We start from the raw sequence: 17,815 nt of genomic DNA on the forward strand, positions 1-17,815 counted from the left end.
GTTATTTATTATATTGATTTATAATGTTTTGGATTTTTTTGAATAAGTAAATGTATATTATTTCTTTTGTGAAATAATGAACTCTACCATCTGATCTGTCATCTGATCCAGATAAGTTTTATCAGTGGTTCCAAAACCATGTACTCCGCCTTCTACAATAATCAGAGAGTTTTGAATTTTGGCTCTGTTTAATTTTCTGTGAAGCTTTTTAGACTGGTTCAAAGGAACTATTTTATCATTATTCCCCTGAACAATTAAAGTAGGGACTCCTCCCGAAACGAAATTAACGGGAGATATGGTTTTAAGATAATCAATAGCACTGTCCTGATCTTTTCTAATATTATACCCAGAAATTCCTTTAACAAGATTTTCCTGTAAACCGACAATTTTTTTAGACATTAACCCAACCAGAGCTACCGGAATCGTGCCTAGTTTTGTGTGGAAAAGTTTGTTGAGGTCTGCAGGGCCATAATGATCAATTACATAATTTACCTTAGCAGAATAAGAGGAAAGTTCCGGATTGCCCAGATAAGCATTGTCCGAAGTATATGCTGCCATCAGGGAAAGGTGGGCTCCGGCTGAAGCCCCGAACAATCCAATATTATTGGTGTCAAAATGATATCGTACTGCATTTTTTCTTACCCATCTTACCGCATCTTTGGTGTCTTCCAAAGGCAGTGGAAAATGAGTGCTGTCATTCAGAAGCGTATAATTAATACTGATTACGGCATATTGTTTTGCCATCAGTTTGGCAATGGTAGTTTCTACATAATTATCAGCGTGAATTACTTTATCACCTTCTATCCATCCGCCTCCATGAACATAGATTAATACAGGTAACAACTGGCCTGAAGGAGCATTTTTAGGAGTGAAAACATCCAGTTTTACAGCATTTCCTTTTCTGTTGGTTTTGTATACAATGTCCTCAGACAGATGGGCTATTTCCGGAAGTAATGTACTTTTTACAAGAGGAGCCTTAGTCTGTACCTGTGAAAAATTCTGTGAGAAAAATAAATTAGAAAAACTTATTATTAAAATAAAAAACAGGTTTGTGAAAAACCTGTAGATTGATATGTTGTTTGTAGATAAATTCATAATAAATTTTTTAAGGGAATGTTACTTTACTAACTCCTCAAAAAGCTTACCAAAAGTAGCGTTCAGGTCTTTGGATTTTCCCGGATGAGGTCTTGAAGTCTGCACCACAGAACTTCTCACCGCCGTCAGCCATCGGAAGCGCTCCGGAATATCAAGAAAAGCAATAGGACCGCCGTCTTTATCGCCATTCGCGATCTTCTGAAAGCTTTTCAGGTTGTGAATAACATCATCATAATCCAGCTTGCTGTGCATCAGTTTGAATTTGTCCGGGCACAAATAAAATTCCACTCTGATGAATTTTTCCTTCTTAGAAAACATCACGAGCCCGATATTGAAAAATTCTTCTCTTTCAACCTTGGGTACCAGGCGTATTACCGCGTATTCATATATTTTATCCTCTTGCATTTTTCGCTTCGTTTACAAAGATTTGAGAATTTTCTAATCTGGTTTTCATAAACTGAAAATAGATCTCACGGATTTCATCTGGTGTTTCATCAGCATCATTCCACTGTAACCAGTCTTCAGGAATTGTGTTGACAATTTCTCTGAAAAGAGTATCATTCAGTATTTCATGGGCAAACTTGTCGGCTTCATCAAGCATTTTTGCTTTAGGAAGAAGAACATGGTCTTTCACATATTTGAAAGGTGTTTTGGCTGCTGCATCAAAATTCTGCCAAGAGTGGTGAAAATAGAACGAAGCACCATTGTCTATGATCCAAAGTTCTTTATGCCACATCAGCATATTGGTATTCTTAAAAGTACGGTCAATATTGGTGATGAATGCATCCAGCCATACTATTTTTGAAGCTAAAAGCGGATCCACACGTACTCCCGGATCATAGGTAATAGAACCGGAAAGATAATGCAGTCCAAGATTCAGACCTTCAGAATGCTTCAGAAGATCCTGTATTTCCTCATCGGCTTCTGTTCTCCCAAAATCAGCATCCAGATTGATAAAAACCAGTTCGGGAATTTTAAGACCCAAAGCCTCGGTAATTTTTCCGCCCAAAAGTTCGGAGATCAGCATTTTTACCCCATGGCCTGCACCACGGAACTTTAATACATATTTGAAATCATCATCAGCTTCTGCCAGAGCCGGAAGAGATCCTCCTTCTCTCAGTGGCAGAATGTAACGCATCACGGTTACAGTTCTTAAATTCTGCATGAAGCAAAAATAAGGCTATTTTTATAAACTTCAGCCTCACTTTATAGAAAAGAAATAAGGAATCAGGAGCCAAAACCAGAGTTTTTTTCATAAATTTCCATTTCAAATAAACACTTCAAATACAAAATAACATCGAATTATGAGCCTGATTAGCGAAAAGAATATCTATTTAGAAAATAAGGAAACAAGAGGTTTTCTTGCGGATGCTTTTTACAAAGACTCCGGACAAAAACTTCCCTTAGTGATATTTGTTCACGGATATAAAGGTTACAAAGATTGGGGTGCCTGGAATCTGATGGCTGAAAAGTTTGCAGAAGCAGGATTTTTCTTTGTAAAGTTTAATTTTTCACATAACGGCACAACGGTGGAAGATCCTTATAACTTCGCGGATCTGGAAGCTTTTGGCAATAATAATTATTCTAAAGAGCTTTCCGACCTGGGAGCTGTGATTGATCATTTTAGTAAAGATCCACATGTGGATAATGAAAGAATTGTTTTGATAGGACATAGCAGAGGAGGAGGAATTTCTATTATTAAAACTTCTGAAGATGAAAGAATCAATGGTTTAATTACATTGGCAAGTGTAGATACTTTAGACCGTTTCCCCAAAGGAGATACTTTTGAGAAGTGGAAGAATAATGGAGTGTACTATGCACTGAACGGCCGTACCAAACAGGAAATGCCTCATTATTATCAGTTTTATGAAGATTATGAGAAGGATATTCACCGTTTTGATGTAGAAAGAGCTGCTGAAATGGCTAAAGCTTATATGCTGATTATTCATGGAACAGAAGATGAAGCGGTTGAAGTAAAACAGGCGGAACATCTCCATCTTCTTCACCCAAACTCTGAATTATTTCTGATCGAAAATGCCAATCATACTTTCGGAGCGAAAGAGCCATGGACAGATTCTGATTTACCACAAGATTTATATAGCGTAACTGAAAAATGTATTGATTTTATAAAAGAAAAATTGAAATAAAACGTTCAAAACTACGTTATTATAAATTAACCACCATAAAGTATAATTATGAAAAAAATTATTGCAGGCGCATTCGCGCTTTCATTATTTGTTGTTTCTTGTAAAAAAGAAGCCAAGACAGAATCTTCTGTAAGCAGTGATACATTGGCTACGGTAACACCTAAAGATTCCGTATCTGCTCCAAAAAGCGATTCTATTGCAGCACTACCACCTTCTGCTTCGGGATCGCAGAATATTATCACCAAAAATGTGGGTAAATATCCTCATGATATTAAATTTTTTGAAGACAAAAGCATCACAGAAAGGTTGAAAAAACTGGCCGGATCTCAGTATGATGAGATGGTGAAGAATTTTAATGTAGAAAGTCCTATCACATCAGAAAACGGAATCTATAAATTGACAGGCTGTAAGCAACATGACTGCCCAGGATATGCTACCAGTATTTTCTATGATGCTAAGAATGATAATCTGAATGTTTCTATTGATAAAAATGGGAAAGCAACAGAATTTGCTGAAAAAGGAAAAATCACGGTTTCAGAATCATTGAAAGCGAAATAAGAAAGGATGTTAGAAGCTGGATGCTGGGAAGTTATTGACGGTATTCTATATCTATTGAAATCAAAATAGAACTATTTTCCAAAAGGTTCTTCTTTTGGACAAAAGTTATTTTAAAAACCTTATAAACTTCCAACATCCAGCTTCTAACTTCCATCGTAAATAAAAAAGCGGCCTGAAATTTCAGGCCGCTTTTTTATTGGATAGTGAGTAAACCCCACGCTTCTTCAACTTTGCTTTCCAGAAGTAATTTCTGGGCATCAAGATGAATATTTTCATCAGCGTGGAAATCACCTACGGGTAATACTTCTGTATTGGCAAGCATTCCAAGATCATTTCCTGTAAATACTTTGCTGTATTTTATGGAATCAGGCAGCTGATCGAAACCAATTCCTTTGGTTACCAAAGGTTTTGGTACTTCAAAAAGACTGTTTTCATTGCTTCTGGAATACCAGTTGCTGCCTAAACGCGCTACCATATCCAGTTTTTTCTGATCCAGATTTCCTGCTTCATTCAGATATTCTTCTCTGATATGGATTTTCTGAACTTCACAGATAACAAGATTTCCTGCACCGCCCTGATCTCCCAATGATTTCACCTCTAACACTTTACATTCAAAGTTAACAGGGCATTCTTCAATCAGTTTTGGCTGTACAAGATCTGCATCTCTCATCGTAAGACCGGATTTGATAAACTCATTGACTCCGGTTTCATATTCTGTAGAAGCCAAAGAGATCTGTTGTACAATTGGAAAATTGACTGTCCCAATTACAACTTCCGGTACTTCAAGAACATTTTCCAACGTATGTTTTGTAGTATTGTCACGCACTCTTCTTGATGGGGAAAAGATCAAAATCGGAGGAACCGTACTGAACATATTAAAAAAACTGAATGGAGATAAGTTGTTATTTCCATCTTGATCTACTGTAGAAGCCAATGCAATCGGACGTGGCGAAACGGCTGTCTGCATGATCGTCTGAAGCTGTACGGAGGTTATCTCGGAGGGGATTACTGTTTTCATGTTTTTGCTTTTAACACTTAATTTAACTTAAGTATTCAAATGATATTTAAAAAAGATGCTTCGACTCGGCTCAGCATGATACTTCTAATACTAACTGTTTTACGCATATTTTTAGCAATGTCATGCTGAACAGGGTCGAAGCATTTAATGATTAATTTTTATATTAGAGAGTCGGGATAATTTTACCTGAAACTTCACCGAAACCTACTCTTACACCATCTTTTTCAGCCCAAGCCTTCATGGTAACGGTATCATTGTCTTCAATGAATTTTCTTTCTTCTCCATTGCTTAATGACAAAGGATTTTGTCCTCTCCATGTCAATTCCAGCATAGATCCGAAAGATTTTGGATCATTTCCGGAAATAGTTCCGCTGGCGTATAGATCACCCACTTCTACGTTACATCCGTTTACCGTGTGGTGAGCCAGCTGCTGAGTCATATTCCAGTACATGTGTTTGTAGTTGCTTTCGCAGATCAGATTTTGATCTCCGTTTTCAGGCTGGATATAGACTTCAAGGTTGATATCATAGTTTTTATCTCCTTCAAATTTTAAATACTCTAAAACTTCAGGATCCTGAGTAGGAGAAGCTGTTCTGAATGGTTCTAAGGCTTCAAGTGTAACTACCCATGGAGAAATAGAAGAACCAAAATTTTTGGCAAGGAATGGTCCTAGCGGAACATATTCCCATGATTGGATATCTCTTGCAGACCAGTCGTTGAAAACTACCATTCCGAAGATGGCATCTTCAGCGTCTTTGGTAGAGATGCTTTCTCCCATCTCTGTATTTCTGTTGATGATAAAAGCCATTTCCAATTCGAAATCAAGCTGTTTAGATGGACCAAAAAGCGGTTTGTCTGCATCTGCAGGTTTTGTCTGACCTTTCGGACGGTTGATTTCTGTTCCGGAAACTACGATCGAAGAAGCTCTTCCGTGGTAACCTACCGGTAAATGTTTCCAGTTTGGTAACAAAGCGTTTGCAGGATCACGGAACATTTTTCCTACGTTGGTAGCGTGTTCGATGCTGCTGTAGAAGTCTGTGTAGTTCGGAATATGAACCGGCATCATCATTTTTACTTTATCCAGGTCATAGAAGGCATCTTCGATGGTTTTCTGATCTTTTGATAAAGTGGATCCTTCTTGCAATAGGGCTTGAATTTTAGTACGAATAGCGTTGGTAACAGGTTTACCCAGTTCGATAAATTCGTTGATGGTATAGGCTTCAAAAACATTGTCGTCTAATCCTTCAATATCTTCAAAATAACCAAGATCGTACAAGGTAGCAAGATCAATTACCTGATCTCCGATTCTTGTACAGCATCCGATATATTCTTTGTTAAAAACTGCGACTCCAAAAGGAATATTGTGTATAGAAAAATCCGAATTTGAGGAATAGTCTACAAATGATTTCATAAGTTTAGATTTTAGTTAGATTACATATCATCCCGAGAAATTCCCCGGAACATTTATTTTGCCTTTTTAGAGAAAGATGCTTCATCTATCCATCTGTCTTTGGTATTGACATCGATGAGGTACAGAATATTATCCTGTTGTGTCAACAATAAAGTCTTGGTAACAGGCATTGGGATTTTTTTATTTTCAAGCATGTCTGCTCTTAAAGAAATAATATTTTTTTTCCTGATGATATCACCGGTGAAAACATTAGAGCTGCTTTCTCCCGTGGCCTTATCGTCAAAAACTTCTACATAAGTGGCATTATTCCCTTTGATAATAATAAAGTCCCGCTCCGTATGATCGGCTTCATCTTTGATGAAAACGAACTTTTTGTTGTCAATATTTACATTTTCAAGATGCTGATTGATGCCTTTTCTTTGTTCAAGTCTTTCAAGGATTCCGTTCAAAGAACCAAATTGAGCTTTAAGACTCAATGTTCCCAATAGGAAAATCCCGATTAAAAATTTTCTCATATACTGTGTTTTATAAAAAAGTTTTGCCAGAATACTGTATCCTGACAAAACTTATATTTTTTAATGTAAAATTAAAGATTACCTCTTCTTTCCTGCTCTCTTTCTAATGCTTCGAATAAAGCTTTGAAATTTCCGGCACCAAAGCTCTGTGCACCGTGTCTTTCAATGATTTCGAAGAATAGAGTAGGACGGTCTTCTACAGGCTTCGTAAAGATCTGTAATAAGTACCCTTCTTCATCATGATCAATAAGTATACCTAAATCCTGAAGTTTTTTAAGATCTTCATCAATATGACCTACTCTTTCAGGAACCATGTCGTAATAAGCCTCTGGTGGAGCAGAAAGGAACTCTACACCACGTTTTTTAAGTTCTGTTACAGTGTGGATAATATCTTTTGTAGCTACAGCGATGTGCTGTACACCTTCACCTTCGTAGAAATCAAGATATTCTTCTACCTGAGATTTCTTTTTACCTTCTGCAGGTTCGTTGATCGGGAATTTTGCAAATCCGTTTCCGTTTGACATTACTTTAGACATCAATGCAGAATATTCTGTGTTGATCTGTTTGTCATCAAAAGAAAGGATGTTTACAAATCCCATTACTTTTTCATACCATTCTACTGTTGGGATCATTCTGTTCCAGTCAACATTTCCTACACAGTGGTCTACATATAATAAACCTGCCTCTTCAGGCTTATAATCACTTTCCCACTTTTCATAACCAGGCATAAAAGCTCCGTTATAATTTTTTCTTTCAACAAACATGTGAACGGTTTCTCCATACGTATAGATTCCGGACATTCTTACCTCACCCTGCTCATCAGTTATCGTTACTGGTTCTAAATATGGTTTTCCACCTCTTTTAGTTGTTTCTTCGAAAGCTGCATAAGCGTCATCTACCCAAAGTGCCAAAATTTTTACTCCGTCACCATGTTTTTTTACGTGCTCGCTGATAGGAGAGTCAGATTTTAACCCTGTAGTTAATACCAATCTGATTTTTCCCTGTTGAAGCACATAAGATGCACGGTCTCTTACTCCTGTTTCAGGACCGGCATAAGCTACAGACTGAAAACCGAAAGCGGTTTTGTAATAATGGGCAGCCTGTTTTGCATTTCCTACATAAAACTCAATATAATCTGTACCGTTAATCGGTAAGAAATTTTCTGCTTGAGCTATTTTCTCGGCAAATGTAAGTGTTGACATATTTTCTCTTTTACTTTTATTTTATTGGTATGCAAATTACAAAATTCTTAGATATCGCGAAAATAATACGGCTGATTCATTGAATATATTTAACATAAAGTTAAAGAAGAGTTTACTTAAGTATATTTAAGTTTCTTAAGTTTAGAATCGGCTACTTACATTTGTCATACAAAAGACAAGTGAAAAAAATATTTCGAAAAATGAAAGCCGTAGAGATTTCTCTACGGCTTTCTTATTTTCAGACTGTTTCAATTCTTTTGTTCAGCATTCCTGCATCAGGATTATAATTGTCCCATATCTTCCAGGTGTCATTTATTTTTCGGATAAAATAGATCTGAGTGCTCAGCTGATTCACAAAATGTTCTTCTCCTGTTTCTCCTACTTTGAAGAGGAGATTCCAGAATTCCTGAGACTCTAATATTTTTTTGTCCGGCTCATCAGTAACTACATGAATATCAAAAACTTCATAGTTTGATCTGTTGTTTTTGGTAACCAGATGGAAATCCTTGTCACACAACTCTTTACTGAATTGTGATGCTCTTTCCAGGAAAGGTGAATCGGCGAATACCAAATCTTTTAGCAGTTCAGTATTGTGAATAGGGAACAGTTTATAAAACTCAAAAGCTGATGCACAGTAATCATAAACCATCTGGGTTAGATAGGACTGGTCATCAATTTCGTCGTCGTCTTCTTTCTTATATCTTACCGTAAGGATGTAGTCATTAAGATCTTTATATCCCAAGAAGATGCAAATTTTATCTAATGTTTTTAAGAATCTGAGATCACTGTGGGTTTTATCCTGGTAATCATTTTCAAAAAATCGCTGAAGGGTAACATGGGAAATGGTATTTCCGATTTCAAATTTTTTACCACCTTTCAGTTCTTCAGCTTCAGAGAGTTCGTCTTTGATGATTTCGGAAAGAATAATATAATGGCTTCTCTTCCATTCACTCACATTCCCCAAAACAGAATTCCTTACCTTGGAATGCTTTACAACCTCCTCTCGTATCGAATTATATATAGTTTTCAATTTCCTTGTTTTTGAATGAGTTTTATCAAATATACTGCCAAAATATTAATATTTTCGTACGATTTTGTGATGTTAAATTCAAAATTTGTTTTATTTTTCAGGTGAAGAATAGTTTTTGAAATCTTTGTGGTTTGATTATCAGTGTTTAAACCTTTCAAAGGCAGCTCTTTCCAACATTTCTCTGTCATCCGGATGGGCAATACTGATGAGTTCCTGTGCTCTCTGGCGGAGGTTTTTACCATATAGATAAGCTGTTCCGTACTCTGTAACTACATAATGGATGTGACCTCTTGTGGTGACTACACCGGCACCTTGTTTAAGAAAAGGTACAATTCTGGAAATTCCTTTTTTTGTTCTTGCGGTAATGGCGATGATAGGTTTTCCATCATCACTTAAAGCAGCACCACGCATAAAGTCCATTTGTCCTCCGATTCCGCTGTATTGCATCGTTCCGATAGAATCTGCACATACCTGCCCCGTAAGATCTATTTCAATAGCAGAATTGATGGCTACCATTTTTTTGTTTCTCATGATGTTGATCGGGAAATTGACTTCACTTACATCTCGGAAAGCAAATACGGTATTGTCATCCACATAATCGTAGAGTTTTCTGGTTCCGAAACAGAAACTTGTAATGGTTTTGTTATCGTTGTAGCCTTTGTATTTATTGTTGATCACATCATCCTGAATCAGGTCAATAACACCGTCACTCAGCATCTCTGTGTGGATTCCCAGATCTTTATGGTTGGTAAGGCATTTCAAAACAGCATCAGGAATCGTTCCGATACCCATCTGAAGAGTAGATTTGTCTTCAATAAGTTCTGCCACATTTTTTCCTACAAGCATTTCTTCAGGGCCTACTTTAGAACCATAATCTACCGTAGGAAGTTCTTCTTCATGCCAAACCAGTTTGTGGATTCTGCTGATATGGATCATTCCGTCTCCATGAGTTCTTGGCATTCTCGGATTGACAATTGCAACAATGATTTTCGCTGTATCTACAGCCGCTCTTGCAATATCTACAGAAGTTCCTAATGTGCAAAAACCATGTCTGTCTGGCGGAGAAACGGTGATAATAGCTACATCTAAAGGAAGGATATTCTTTCTGAATAAAATAGGAATTTCACTTAAGAAAACAGGAACAAAGTCTCCACGGTCAGAATTCACTGCATCACGCACAGGAGTGGAAACAAATAAAGAGTTGATGAAAAAACTGTCTTTGTACTCCGGCTTTGCAATTTCTACATTTCCCTGCTGGGTAATAGAAACCATTTCCACATTTTGCAACCGATTAGACTGTCTTGCCAGTTCATCAATAAGGTAATTAGGAGTACATGCACTTCCATGGAAAAATACACGGTTTCCACTTTTTATGGTATATATTGCTTCTTCTGCACTGATGTAGTTATTCATATTTTGCTATTTTAAAACGGTGTTGAGCGTATTTTTTAACTCAAAAAATACCTCTCTTCTTTCAAAGATAATCTTTATAATTTTATATTCATGTAAATATTTTGAGGATATTTTACAGATTTTTGTCATGTAAAAGGACAGAATATGTATTAAAAGATAAAGGACTAAATGCGTTGGCATTCAGTCCTTTTTGTTTCATTTATTATTGTATTGGAAATCCTAATTAGTGGTCTCTACAGCTGTTTTCTGCTTCATACTTCCAGTTTCTGCAAATCTTAGATGCCAGCTGAATACTTCCTGCAGCAAGTGAGGGGTATGACCTCCTTTTTCACAAGCTCTGTCAAAGTAAGATTGCAATTCTTCCTTATAATCCGGGTGAACACAATTGTCTATAATTTTCTGTGCTCTTTCTCTCGGTGCCAATCCTCTTAAGTCAGCCAATCCGACATCCGTTACCAGAATGTCTACATCATGTTCTGTATGATCGGTATGAGAAACCATTGGAAGAACGTGAGAAATATTATTGCCTTTTGAAGCTGCCTGAGTCACAAAAATACTTAAATAAGCATTTCTTGCGAAGTCTCCGGAACCTCCGATTCCGTTCATGATTTTTGTTCCTCCTATATGAGTAGAGTTTACATTTCCATAGATATCAAATTCAATGGCTGTATTGATGGCAATTACGCCTAATCTTCTGATCAACCCCGGAGTATTGGAAATATTCTGAGGTCTTAAAACGAACTTGTCTTTATATTTTGACAGATTTCCTAAAACTCTTTCATAACATTCCTGAGAAACGGTAATGGAAGATGCAGAAGCAAAACTTAGCTTACCGGAATCGATCAGATCAAATGTACTGTCTTGTAACACTTCAGAAAACATCGTCAGGTCATAAAAATTACTGTCTTTGAATCCTGTCAGAACAGCGTTGGCAACTTTACCGATACCTGCCTGAAGCGGAAGTAATCTGTCTGTAAGCCGTCCCAAAAGAACTTCATTTTCAAAGAATGCAAGAAGATGTTTGGCGATGGCGGTTGTTTTTTCATCTGGTTCTGCAATGTCTGCCGGGCTGTCTTTAAGGTTGGTAAAAACAATGGCTTCAATTTTTTCAGGATCTACAGGAATGCTTTTTCTCCCGATTTTGTTCCACGGAGCTACAATAGGAATCACATTTCTGTAAGGATAATCTTCTGCCTGGTAGATATCATGAATTCCATACACTTCTTCAGGAACTTCGGTATTGATCTCAATAATTACTTTTTTAGCCAAAGCCGCAAAAGTCACTGAATTTCCTACAGAAGTAGTAGGAACAATACTTCCGTCTCTTTCAATATAAGCAGCTTCGATAATGGCTACGTCTATGCTTTGAAGATTTTTAGTGTGAAGAAGTTCGGCACTTTCGCTTAAATGTTGATCGATGAAGAGAATTTCACCGTTATTGATCTTGTTTCTTAAGATAGGATCTACCTGAAATGGCATTCTTTTATTCAAAACATTGGCCTCTGCAAGCTTTCCGTCAGTACCGTGCCCTAGTGAAGCTCCGGTCATCAAAGTGACTTTCAGGTTTTCTGTTTTTCCTCTTTCTGCAAGTGCTGGCAAAATGGCTTTGCTGTCACCTGCTTTTGTAAAGCCGCTGGACCCAATGGTCATACCGTCTTTAATGATTTTTACTGCATTTTCAGCTGTAGTAACTTTTTCGTGTAGACTTTCTAATCTGATTCTTTCTAACATGTAATATTGATTTTGTTTTAAACCACCATTACTTAGGATGCGTTATGAAAAATAATGATGGTTAATATGTTAACCATACCTCACAAATTTACGAAAAAAGACGCTTTAAATAAAGGATTTAAAGCGTCTTTTGTATGTATTCAGTAGTACTTTCTTGATAATTTTACTGTTTTATTCCAGCCATGAAGTTTTATAAGAAGGATCTTCTACTTTTAAAGCTTCTTCTGTAATTTTCAAAGGACGGAAAGGGTCTACCATTACGGCATATTCTTCCGTGAATTTTTTACCGATACTTCTTTCCATGGCACCGGGGTGAGGTCCGTGTACAATTCCTCCTGGGTGAAGGGTAAAGTCCATCAAATCAATGTGGTTACGGCTCATGAAATCACCTTCTGTGTAGAACAATACTTCATCAGAATCAATGTTGGAGTGATTATATGGCGCCGGAATTGCCTGTGGATGATAATCATACATTCTTGCACAGAATGAGCACACTACGAAATTGTGTCCTTCAAAATTCTGGTGAACCGGTGGCGGTTGGTGAATTCTTCCGGTAATTGGTTCGAAGTTTTTAATATTGAATTTATAAGGATAAAAATATCCGTCCCAGCCTACCACATCAAACGGATGTGTAGCGTAGATGAAATCTGTAATCTGGTTTTCTTTTTTTACTTTGATTAGGAATTCTCCTTTTTCATCAACAGGTTCTTTGTAAGTAGGAGCAATCATGTCTCTTTCGCAGAATGGAGAGTGCTCTAAAAGTTGCCCGAATTCATTTCTGTATCTTTTCGGAGTATAAATAGGAGAGTGGCTTTCTAATACAAAAAAGACTGTATCATCAGACTTCAATTCCACCTGATAAATGGTTCCTCTCGGAATAATAAGATAATCTCCGGTTACGAATTCAAGATCACCTACAAATGTTTTCAAAATTCCGGTTCCATTATGAACATACAAAAGCTCATCGCATTCTGCATTTTTGTAGAAATAATCCATCGATTTTCTTGGTTTAGCCAATCCCATTTTCAGGTCGTTGTTCATCAAAAGGATCTTTCGGCTGTCCATAAAATCGTCTTCAGGAGTCACATTCATTCCTTTAAACATTCTTGGAGCCACATTTTTTTCCACAGCAATTTTTGGAGTGACATCTTTCGGCTCACCGATAGATTTGATCTGTGTAGGGCGGTGGATATGATATAACAGAGAAGAAATACCATGGAAGCCTTCTGTACCGAAAAGCTGCTCATAGTAAAATTTATCTTCAGGAGACTTAAAGATCGTATGCCTTTTTGGTGGGATATTTCCCGATTGATGATATCTCATTTTACTTTCATATGTAGTTTCTCAAATTTAATCATTTTTCACGAATTGGCTCAACCTATATTTTTCTGATAAAGTTTTGTATTTGAAAAATAATTGTTAGATTTGTCTAACAATTTTAATTTCATGAAGCGAATATTATTTTCTATTACTTTTTTATCAACCTATTGTTTTGCGCAGGAGACAGACAGTTTGAGTGTACAGCAGACTAAGAGTCAGGATTCTGTAAAAGCTATGAAGAGGGAAATCAAGACGAGTACCATCGAAGATGTAGTGGTTACCGGTACCATAAAACCGATGAGCAGGTCAAAAAGTCCTGTAGCAGTTGAAATCTACAGTCAGAAATTTTTTCAGAAAAATCCTACTCCCAGCATTTTTGAAGCCATTGCGATGGTAAATGGAGTAAAACCCCAGTTGAACTGTTCCGTATGTAATACAGGAGATATTCATATCAACGGACTGGAAGGACCATATACCATGATTCTGATTGACGGAATGCCGATTGTAAGTTCACTTTCCACAGTATATGGATTGAGCGGAATTCCGAATAGTCTGGTTGACAGAATAGAGGTTGTGAAAGGTCCTGCATCATCTATTTATGGTTCTGAAGCAATGGGAGGAGTGATTAATATTATCACCAAAAATGCATTGACCGCTCCTAAATTAAGTGTTGACCTGATGACAACGAGCTGGTTTGAAAATAATCTGGATCTTTCCACCAAATTTAATGTCGGGAAGAATGCAGCTTCATTATTAAGTTTAAATTATTTCAGTTTTCAGGAAAGAATAGATCAGAACAAAGATAATTTCACGGATGCCACTTTACAAAGCAGGATTTCCGTATTTAACAAGTGGAATTTTAAGAGAAAAGAAAACAGACAGGCAAGTTTTGCTTTGAGATATCTGTATGAAGACCGTTTTGGGGGAGAAATGCAATGGAATAAATCTTTCCGTGGCAGTGATGAGGTGTACGGAGAAAGTATTTATACAAATAGAGCAGAGGTTTTCGGTTTATATGAATGGCCGATGAAAGAGCATATTGTGACCCAATTTTCTTACAATTATCATGACCAGAACTCGTTTTATGGATCCAATCCGTTCAATGCTACACAAAAAGTAGCTTTTGTGCAGACGTATTGGGACAGAAGCTTCGGGAAACATGATATTACTGCCGGACTTACTTTCAAAAGAACTTTTTACGATGACAATACACCAGGAACATTAGCTTCAGACGGTATCACCAATGCCCCGATGAAGTCTCCTATCTGGGGAGCCTTTATTCAGGATCAATGGGAAATCAATGATAAAAATACATTGTTGCTTGGATACCGATATGATTATGATAAAGTACATCATTCCGTACACTCTCCGAGGTTTGCCTGGAAATTTAATCCCAATCCATATCACACTTTACGTTTCAATTTTGGAACAGGATTTAGAGTGGTTAATTTGTTTACGGAAGATCACGCAGCTTTGACAGGTTCAAGAGAAGTCGTGGTAAAATCAGATTTGAAGCCGGAAAGATCCATCAACGGAAACCTGAATTATATCTGGAAAATTCCTGTAGGTAACCGAATGGTGAACCTTGATGCTTCTGCATTTTATACCTATTTCAGTAATAAAATTGTAGGAGATTTTGATTCTGATCCTAATAAAATTATTTATGATAATCTCCACGGATATGGAATTTCAAGAGGAGCTTCCCTGAATGTAGATTTTAGTTTTCAGTTTCCTTTGAGTGTTAATCTGGGAGTGACTTATCTGGATGTCTATCAGAAATTTGATAACGAAAATCAAAAAACACAACAGCTGCATGCCCCGAAGTGGAGTGGTACTTATAACCTGACTTATAAGTTCGAGAATAACCTGACCATCGATTTTACAGGACAGTTCTACGGACCAATGCGACTTCCTGTTTTAGTGAACGACTACCGCCCTGAATATTCACCCTTTTATTCTTTAGCTAATATTCAGGTGTCCAAGAGCTTCAAATCTGGATTTGAAGTGTATTGCGGAATGAAAAATTTATTCAATTTCAGACCTAAAGATCCTTTGATGAGACCATTTGACCCATTTGATAAGCATGTTGATGATCCTATCAACAATCCTAATCATTATACTTTTGATACGGCATACGGCTATGCACCGATGCAGGGGATCAGAGGTTTCCTGGGAGTAAAATATACTTTAAAATGAAAAAAATAGCTTTATTTTTAATGTTAGTGCCCTGTTTTTATCTGTCTCAGATGAAGACAGGCACTTTTTCTGATCTTGAGATTCAGCAGAAAGAAAATCCGAAGCCGGTTATGATCCATCTTTATACAGACTGGTGTGCGGTCTGTAAGATTGAGTCTTTCCGTATGAGTAAAGATAAAGAGCTGGTGAGTATGATTAATGATCATTTTTATTTTGTCAATTTTGAGGCGGAGAAAACGAAGGAGAAAATTCATTTCCAGAATCAGGAGTTTGAATATCTGCAGAATGGAAATTCCGGAATTCATGAGTTGGCGCTGGCTTTGTCTAAAAATAAAAATCAGCCGGTTTATCCTTTATGGGTATTTCTGGATAAGCATCAGAATCTGGTATATTATCAGGAAGGGCAGATGACGCCTGAAAAAATGAAGCAGAAGCTGTTGGAGATTTCTGCTTTGTAAGGTGTGAGATTTAAATTTAGACAATTATATACAATTTCAAATTAATCCTGCTATCTTATTATTATGACGCTGTCATTCTGAATGTAACGCAGTGAAATGAAGAATCTAAGCTTTACATGAGATTCTTCCTTCGTCAGAATGATAATGGTGTAAAATCCTATATAGCCGTGTAAATTTAAATGTTTGCATCGATCAACACAGCCAGCTGAATACAGGGCTCGTCAGAACGGTTGCTCCATGCGTGATTCGTTCCTCTTTGGATAACAATATCTCCCGGTTTCAGAAGCGTTTCCCCTTCTTCCATAATGAGGTAGAGCTCACCGGAAAGAATCATAATATAATCCAGTGTTGGCGTTTGATGCATCATCGGATGAGATTCATCCTTTTTCCATTCTACTCCTAAATCTTTATCCGGAGGAACTACCACATATCGGAAATAAGTGCCGTTTTTAGGGGTTTGCGGAAATCCGGTATTGGGAATTTTTGTTTCAAAGTCCAGACTGGCGGGCATTGTCTGAGTATTCCATACATCTGAAATGATCAGTCCCGGAAAATGTTCCACAGCGTTTTCTACCTGTTGGTCTTCTATAATAACAGATTTTCCGTCTTTATTTCCTGTTACGATTCGTCTTGGTATTTTGTTCATAGATTAATGTTTCATAATAAGTTTATGACCTTGGGCCTGATTGTTCTTTAAAATAGAATGTGCCTGCAGAACCGTTTCTAAAGAAAGATTTCCAACGATTTTATACTGAGGAGGAGAAATCGTTTCATTCTCGAGAAGTTCCTTTATTTCAAGTAAACTGTTTTTATAATACTCATATTTTTTAACCATTCCATACGTATAATTGGAGATATTGATAATCAGAGTTCCTTTGTTGAAAAGGGCTTCATGAGCCTCTTTAGTGACCAAGGCTGTCACATCCACATACGTTCCGTTGATTTTTAAAACTTCTGCAGTAACTTCTGACATGTAATTTCCAACCAGATCAATTCCATATTCGAAAGGCTGGTTATTATTGGCTTTTACAATATTTTGAATAAGATTTTCTTCCTTATAGTTGATAATCTGATGATTTTTCAATCCCAGATTGAGAAGAATCTGTCTGTTTTCTTCACTGCCAACTGTGGCTGTGATCTTCCGGATATTATGTGCTAATAAAAGTTTAATCAGAAATGAACCCACACCCCCGGTTGCTCCAGTTACCAAAACTGTATTTTCCGGATTTAGTTTCAAACGGTTAAAAATCTGTAAAGAAGTAAGCCCTGCTGAAGGAATAGCAGCCGCCTGTTCAAAAGAAATGTTTTTTGGTTTAAAGGAAACAATGGCTTCAGGAACTGCAATGTATTCAGCGTAAGTACCGTTGCTTCCCATGGAACCGCTGCCACAGTAAACTTCATCTCCAATATTAAATTCTGTAACTTCTGAACCTTTATCCACTACAATTCCTGACAATTCTCTTCCTAAGATCGGGGAACTGATCAGTTTTCGTTCAAGCTCATTTTCCAGCATCTGATAATCGATGGGATTGAAACCGCTTGCTTTAATCTGGATTAAAACTTCATTGCTTTTGGGCTGAGGCTGTTCGGCAAATCCGTCTTCCAGCTTTCCATTTTTATTTAAGATAACTGCTTTCATTATTGTTAATTTGATATACAAATGTAAAAAGGGAATAGTTTATATTTGCTACTAGTTAACTAATGGTAACTAGTTACCTTCA

17 protein-coding genes are annotated in these 17,815 nt (G+C 37.0%); 4 read left to right on the forward strand and 13 right to left on the reverse strand.

Annotation, left to right across the window (positions count from 1 at the left end):
* Positions 1 to 57: 57 nt before the first annotated feature.
* From LKL37_RS19355 to LKL37_RS19365, 3 genes are read right to left on the reverse strand one after another with little or no spacing between them, the layout of a single operon-like run.
* The gene (locus LKL37_RS19355) at positions 58 to 1,095 is read right to left on the reverse strand and encodes an alpha/beta hydrolase fold domain-containing protein (protein ID WP_431612078.1); all 1,038 of its coding nucleotides are present in this window, start codon (positions 1,093 to 1,095) and stop codon (positions 58 to 60) included.
* A gap of 21 nt (positions 1,096 to 1,116) precedes the next feature.
* On the reverse strand, positions 1,117 to 1,500 hold the full coding sequence (locus LKL37_RS19360; protein ID WP_431612079.1) for a DUF3037 domain-containing protein: 384 nt from the start codon (positions 1,498 to 1,500) through the stop codon (positions 1,117 to 1,119).
* Complete coding sequence (locus LKL37_RS19365) at positions 1,487 to 2,260, reverse strand: HipA family kinase (protein WP_431612080.1); 774 nt, start codon at positions 2,258 to 2,260, stop codon at positions 1,487 to 1,489. The genes LKL37_RS19360 and LKL37_RS19365 overlap by 14 nt, the downstream gene beginning before the upstream one ends.
* Positions 2,261 to 2,399: 139 nt before the next feature.
* Between LKL37_RS19365 and LKL37_RS19370 the strand changes: the two genes are divergently transcribed.
* Positions 2,400 to 3,242: an alpha/beta hydrolase family protein gene (locus LKL37_RS19370; protein WP_431612081.1), complete on the forward strand. Its 843-nt coding sequence runs from the start codon at positions 2,400 to 2,402 to the stop codon at positions 3,240 to 3,242.
* Between the two features lie 48 nt (positions 3,243 to 3,290).
* Positions 3,291 to 3,800, forward strand: coding sequence for a hypothetical protein (locus LKL37_RS19375; RefSeq protein WP_431612082.1), 510 nt, complete (start codon positions 3,291 to 3,293; stop codon positions 3,798 to 3,800).
* Between the two features lie 193 nt (positions 3,801 to 3,993).
* On the opposite strand, the gene LKL37_RS19380 is transcribed toward LKL37_RS19375, so the two are convergent.
* From LKL37_RS19380 to LKL37_RS19415, 8 genes are all read right to left on the reverse strand, one after another.
* Positions 3,994 to 4,818: a flavin reductase family protein gene (locus LKL37_RS19380; protein WP_431612083.1), complete on the reverse strand. Its 825-nt coding sequence runs from the start codon at positions 4,816 to 4,818 to the stop codon at positions 3,994 to 3,996.
* A 163-nt stretch (positions 4,819 to 4,981) separates the two neighbouring features.
* Complete coding sequence (fahA, locus tag LKL37_RS19385; RefSeq protein WP_431612084.1) at positions 4,982 to 6,229, reverse strand: fumarylacetoacetase; 1,248 nt, start codon at positions 6,227 to 6,229, stop codon at positions 4,982 to 4,984.
* Between the two features lie 53 nt (positions 6,230 to 6,282).
* Entirely contained in the window at positions 6,283 to 6,744 is a 462-nt protein-coding gene (locus LKL37_RS19390; protein WP_431612085.1) for a hypothetical protein, read from the reverse strand.
* A 71-nt stretch (positions 6,745 to 6,815) separates the two neighbouring features.
* Positions 6,816 to 7,946, reverse strand: coding sequence for a 4-hydroxyphenylpyruvate dioxygenase (hppD, locus tag LKL37_RS19395; protein ID WP_431612086.1), 1,131 nt, complete (start codon positions 7,944 to 7,946; stop codon positions 6,816 to 6,818).
* A gap of 238 nt (positions 7,947 to 8,184) precedes the next feature.
* Complete coding sequence (locus LKL37_RS19400; protein ID WP_431612087.1) at positions 8,185 to 8,976, reverse strand: hypothetical protein; 792 nt, start codon at positions 8,974 to 8,976, stop codon at positions 8,185 to 8,187.
* Positions 8,977 to 9,114: 138 nt separating this feature from the next.
* Positions 9,115 to 10,389 (reverse strand): acetyl-CoA hydrolase/transferase family protein, encoded by a 1,275-nt coding sequence (locus tag LKL37_RS19405; RefSeq protein ID WP_431612088.1) that lies wholly within the window; start codon positions 10,387 to 10,389, stop codon positions 9,115 to 9,117.
* 219 nt (positions 10,390 to 10,608) lie between these two features.
* On the reverse strand, positions 10,609 to 12,120 hold the full coding sequence (locus LKL37_RS19410) for a succinate CoA transferase (protein ID WP_431612089.1): 1,512 nt from the start codon (positions 12,118 to 12,120) through the stop codon (positions 10,609 to 10,611).
* A gap of 171 nt (positions 12,121 to 12,291) precedes the next feature.
* On the reverse strand, positions 12,292 to 13,443 hold the full coding sequence (locus LKL37_RS19415) for a homogentisate 1,2-dioxygenase (protein WP_431612090.1): 1,152 nt from the start codon (positions 13,441 to 13,443) through the stop codon (positions 12,292 to 12,294).
* Between the two features lie 123 nt (positions 13,444 to 13,566).
* Here LKL37_RS19415 and LKL37_RS19420 point away from each other — a divergent pair, with 123 nt between their 5' ends.
* Positions 13,567 to 15,636: a TonB-dependent receptor plug domain-containing protein gene (locus tag LKL37_RS19420; protein ID WP_431612091.1), complete on the forward strand. Its 2,070-nt coding sequence runs from the start codon at positions 13,567 to 13,569 to the stop codon at positions 15,634 to 15,636.
* Positions 15,633 to 16,094 carry a thioredoxin family protein gene (locus LKL37_RS19425; protein WP_431612092.1) on the forward strand — a complete coding sequence of 154 codons (462 nt, stop codon included), beginning with the start codon at positions 15,633 to 15,635 and terminating at the stop codon, positions 16,092 to 16,094. Before LKL37_RS19420 ends, LKL37_RS19425 begins: the two co-directional genes overlap by 4 nt.
* A gap of 175 nt (positions 16,095 to 16,269) precedes the next feature.
* Here the strand turns inward: LKL37_RS19425 and LKL37_RS19430 are convergent, their stop codons facing one another.
* The gene (locus LKL37_RS19430) at positions 16,270 to 16,740 is read right to left on the reverse strand and encodes a cupin domain-containing protein (protein WP_431612093.1); all 471 of its coding nucleotides are present in this window, start codon (positions 16,738 to 16,740) and stop codon (positions 16,270 to 16,272) included.
* Positions 16,741 to 16,743: 3 nt separating this feature from the next.
* Positions 16,744 to 17,733 carry an NADP-dependent oxidoreductase gene (locus tag LKL37_RS19435; protein ID WP_431612094.1) on the reverse strand — a complete coding sequence of 330 codons (990 nt, stop codon included), beginning with the start codon at positions 17,731 to 17,733 and terminating at the stop codon, positions 16,744 to 16,746.
* Positions 17,734 to 17,815: the final 82 nt, after the last annotated feature.

Source organism: Chryseobacterium sp. 'Rf worker isolate 10' (assembly GCF_050753305.1).
GTDB lineage: Bacteria > Bacteroidota > Bacteroidia > Flavobacteriales > Weeksellaceae > Chryseobacterium.

Coding starts and splice junctions, on each gene's coding strand:
- LKL37_RS19355 (WP_431612078.1), bottom strand. CDS start 1,095: ATGAATTTATCTACAAACAACATATCAATCTACAGGTTTTTCACAAAC.
- LKL37_RS19360 (WP_431612079.1), bottom strand. CDS start 1,500: ATGCAAGAGGATAAAATATATGAATACGCGGTAATACGCCTGGTACCC.
- LKL37_RS19365 (WP_431612080.1), bottom strand. CDS start 2,260: ATGCAGAATTTAAGAACTGTAACCGTGATGCGTTACATTCTGCCACTG.
- LKL37_RS19370 (WP_431612081.1), top strand. CDS start 2,400: ATGAGCCTGATTAGCGAAAAGAATATCTATTTAGAAAATAAGGAAACA.
- LKL37_RS19375 (WP_431612082.1), top strand. CDS start 3,291: ATGAAAAAAATTATTGCAGGCGCATTCGCGCTTTCATTATTTGTTGTT.
- LKL37_RS19380 (WP_431612083.1), bottom strand. CDS start 4,818: ATGAAAACAGTAATCCCCTCCGAGATAACCTCCGTACAGCTTCAGACG.
- fahA (WP_431612084.1), bottom strand. CDS start 6,229: ATGAAATCATTTGTAGACTATTCCTCAAATTCGGATTTTTCTATACAC.
- LKL37_RS19390 (WP_431612085.1), bottom strand. CDS start 6,744: ATGAGAAAATTTTTAATCGGGATTTTCCTATTGGGAACATTGAGTCTT.
- hppD (WP_431612086.1), bottom strand. CDS start 7,946: ATGTCAACACTTACATTTGCCGAGAAAATAGCTCAAGCAGAAAATTTC.
- LKL37_RS19405 (WP_431612088.1), bottom strand. CDS start 10,389: ATGAATAACTACATCAGTGCAGAAGAAGCAATATATACCATAAAAAGT.
- LKL37_RS19410 (WP_431612089.1), bottom strand. CDS start 12,120: ATGTTAGAAAGAATCAGATTAGAAAGTCTACACGAAAAAGTTACTACA.
- LKL37_RS19415 (WP_431612090.1), bottom strand. CDS start 13,443: ATGAGATATCATCAATCGGGAAATATCCCACCAAAAAGGCATACGATC.
- LKL37_RS19420 (WP_431612091.1), top strand. CDS start 13,567: ATGAAGCGAATATTATTTTCTATTACTTTTTTATCAACCTATTGTTTT.
- LKL37_RS19425 (WP_431612092.1), top strand. CDS start 15,633: ATGAAAAAAATAGCTTTATTTTTAATGTTAGTGCCCTGTTTTTATCTG.
- LKL37_RS19430 (WP_431612093.1), bottom strand. CDS start 16,740: ATGAACAAAATACCAAGACGAATCGTAACAGGAAATAAAGACGGAAAA.
- LKL37_RS19435 (WP_431612094.1), bottom strand. CDS start 17,733: ATGAAAGCAGTTATCTTAAATAAAAATGGAAAGCTGGAAGACGGATTT.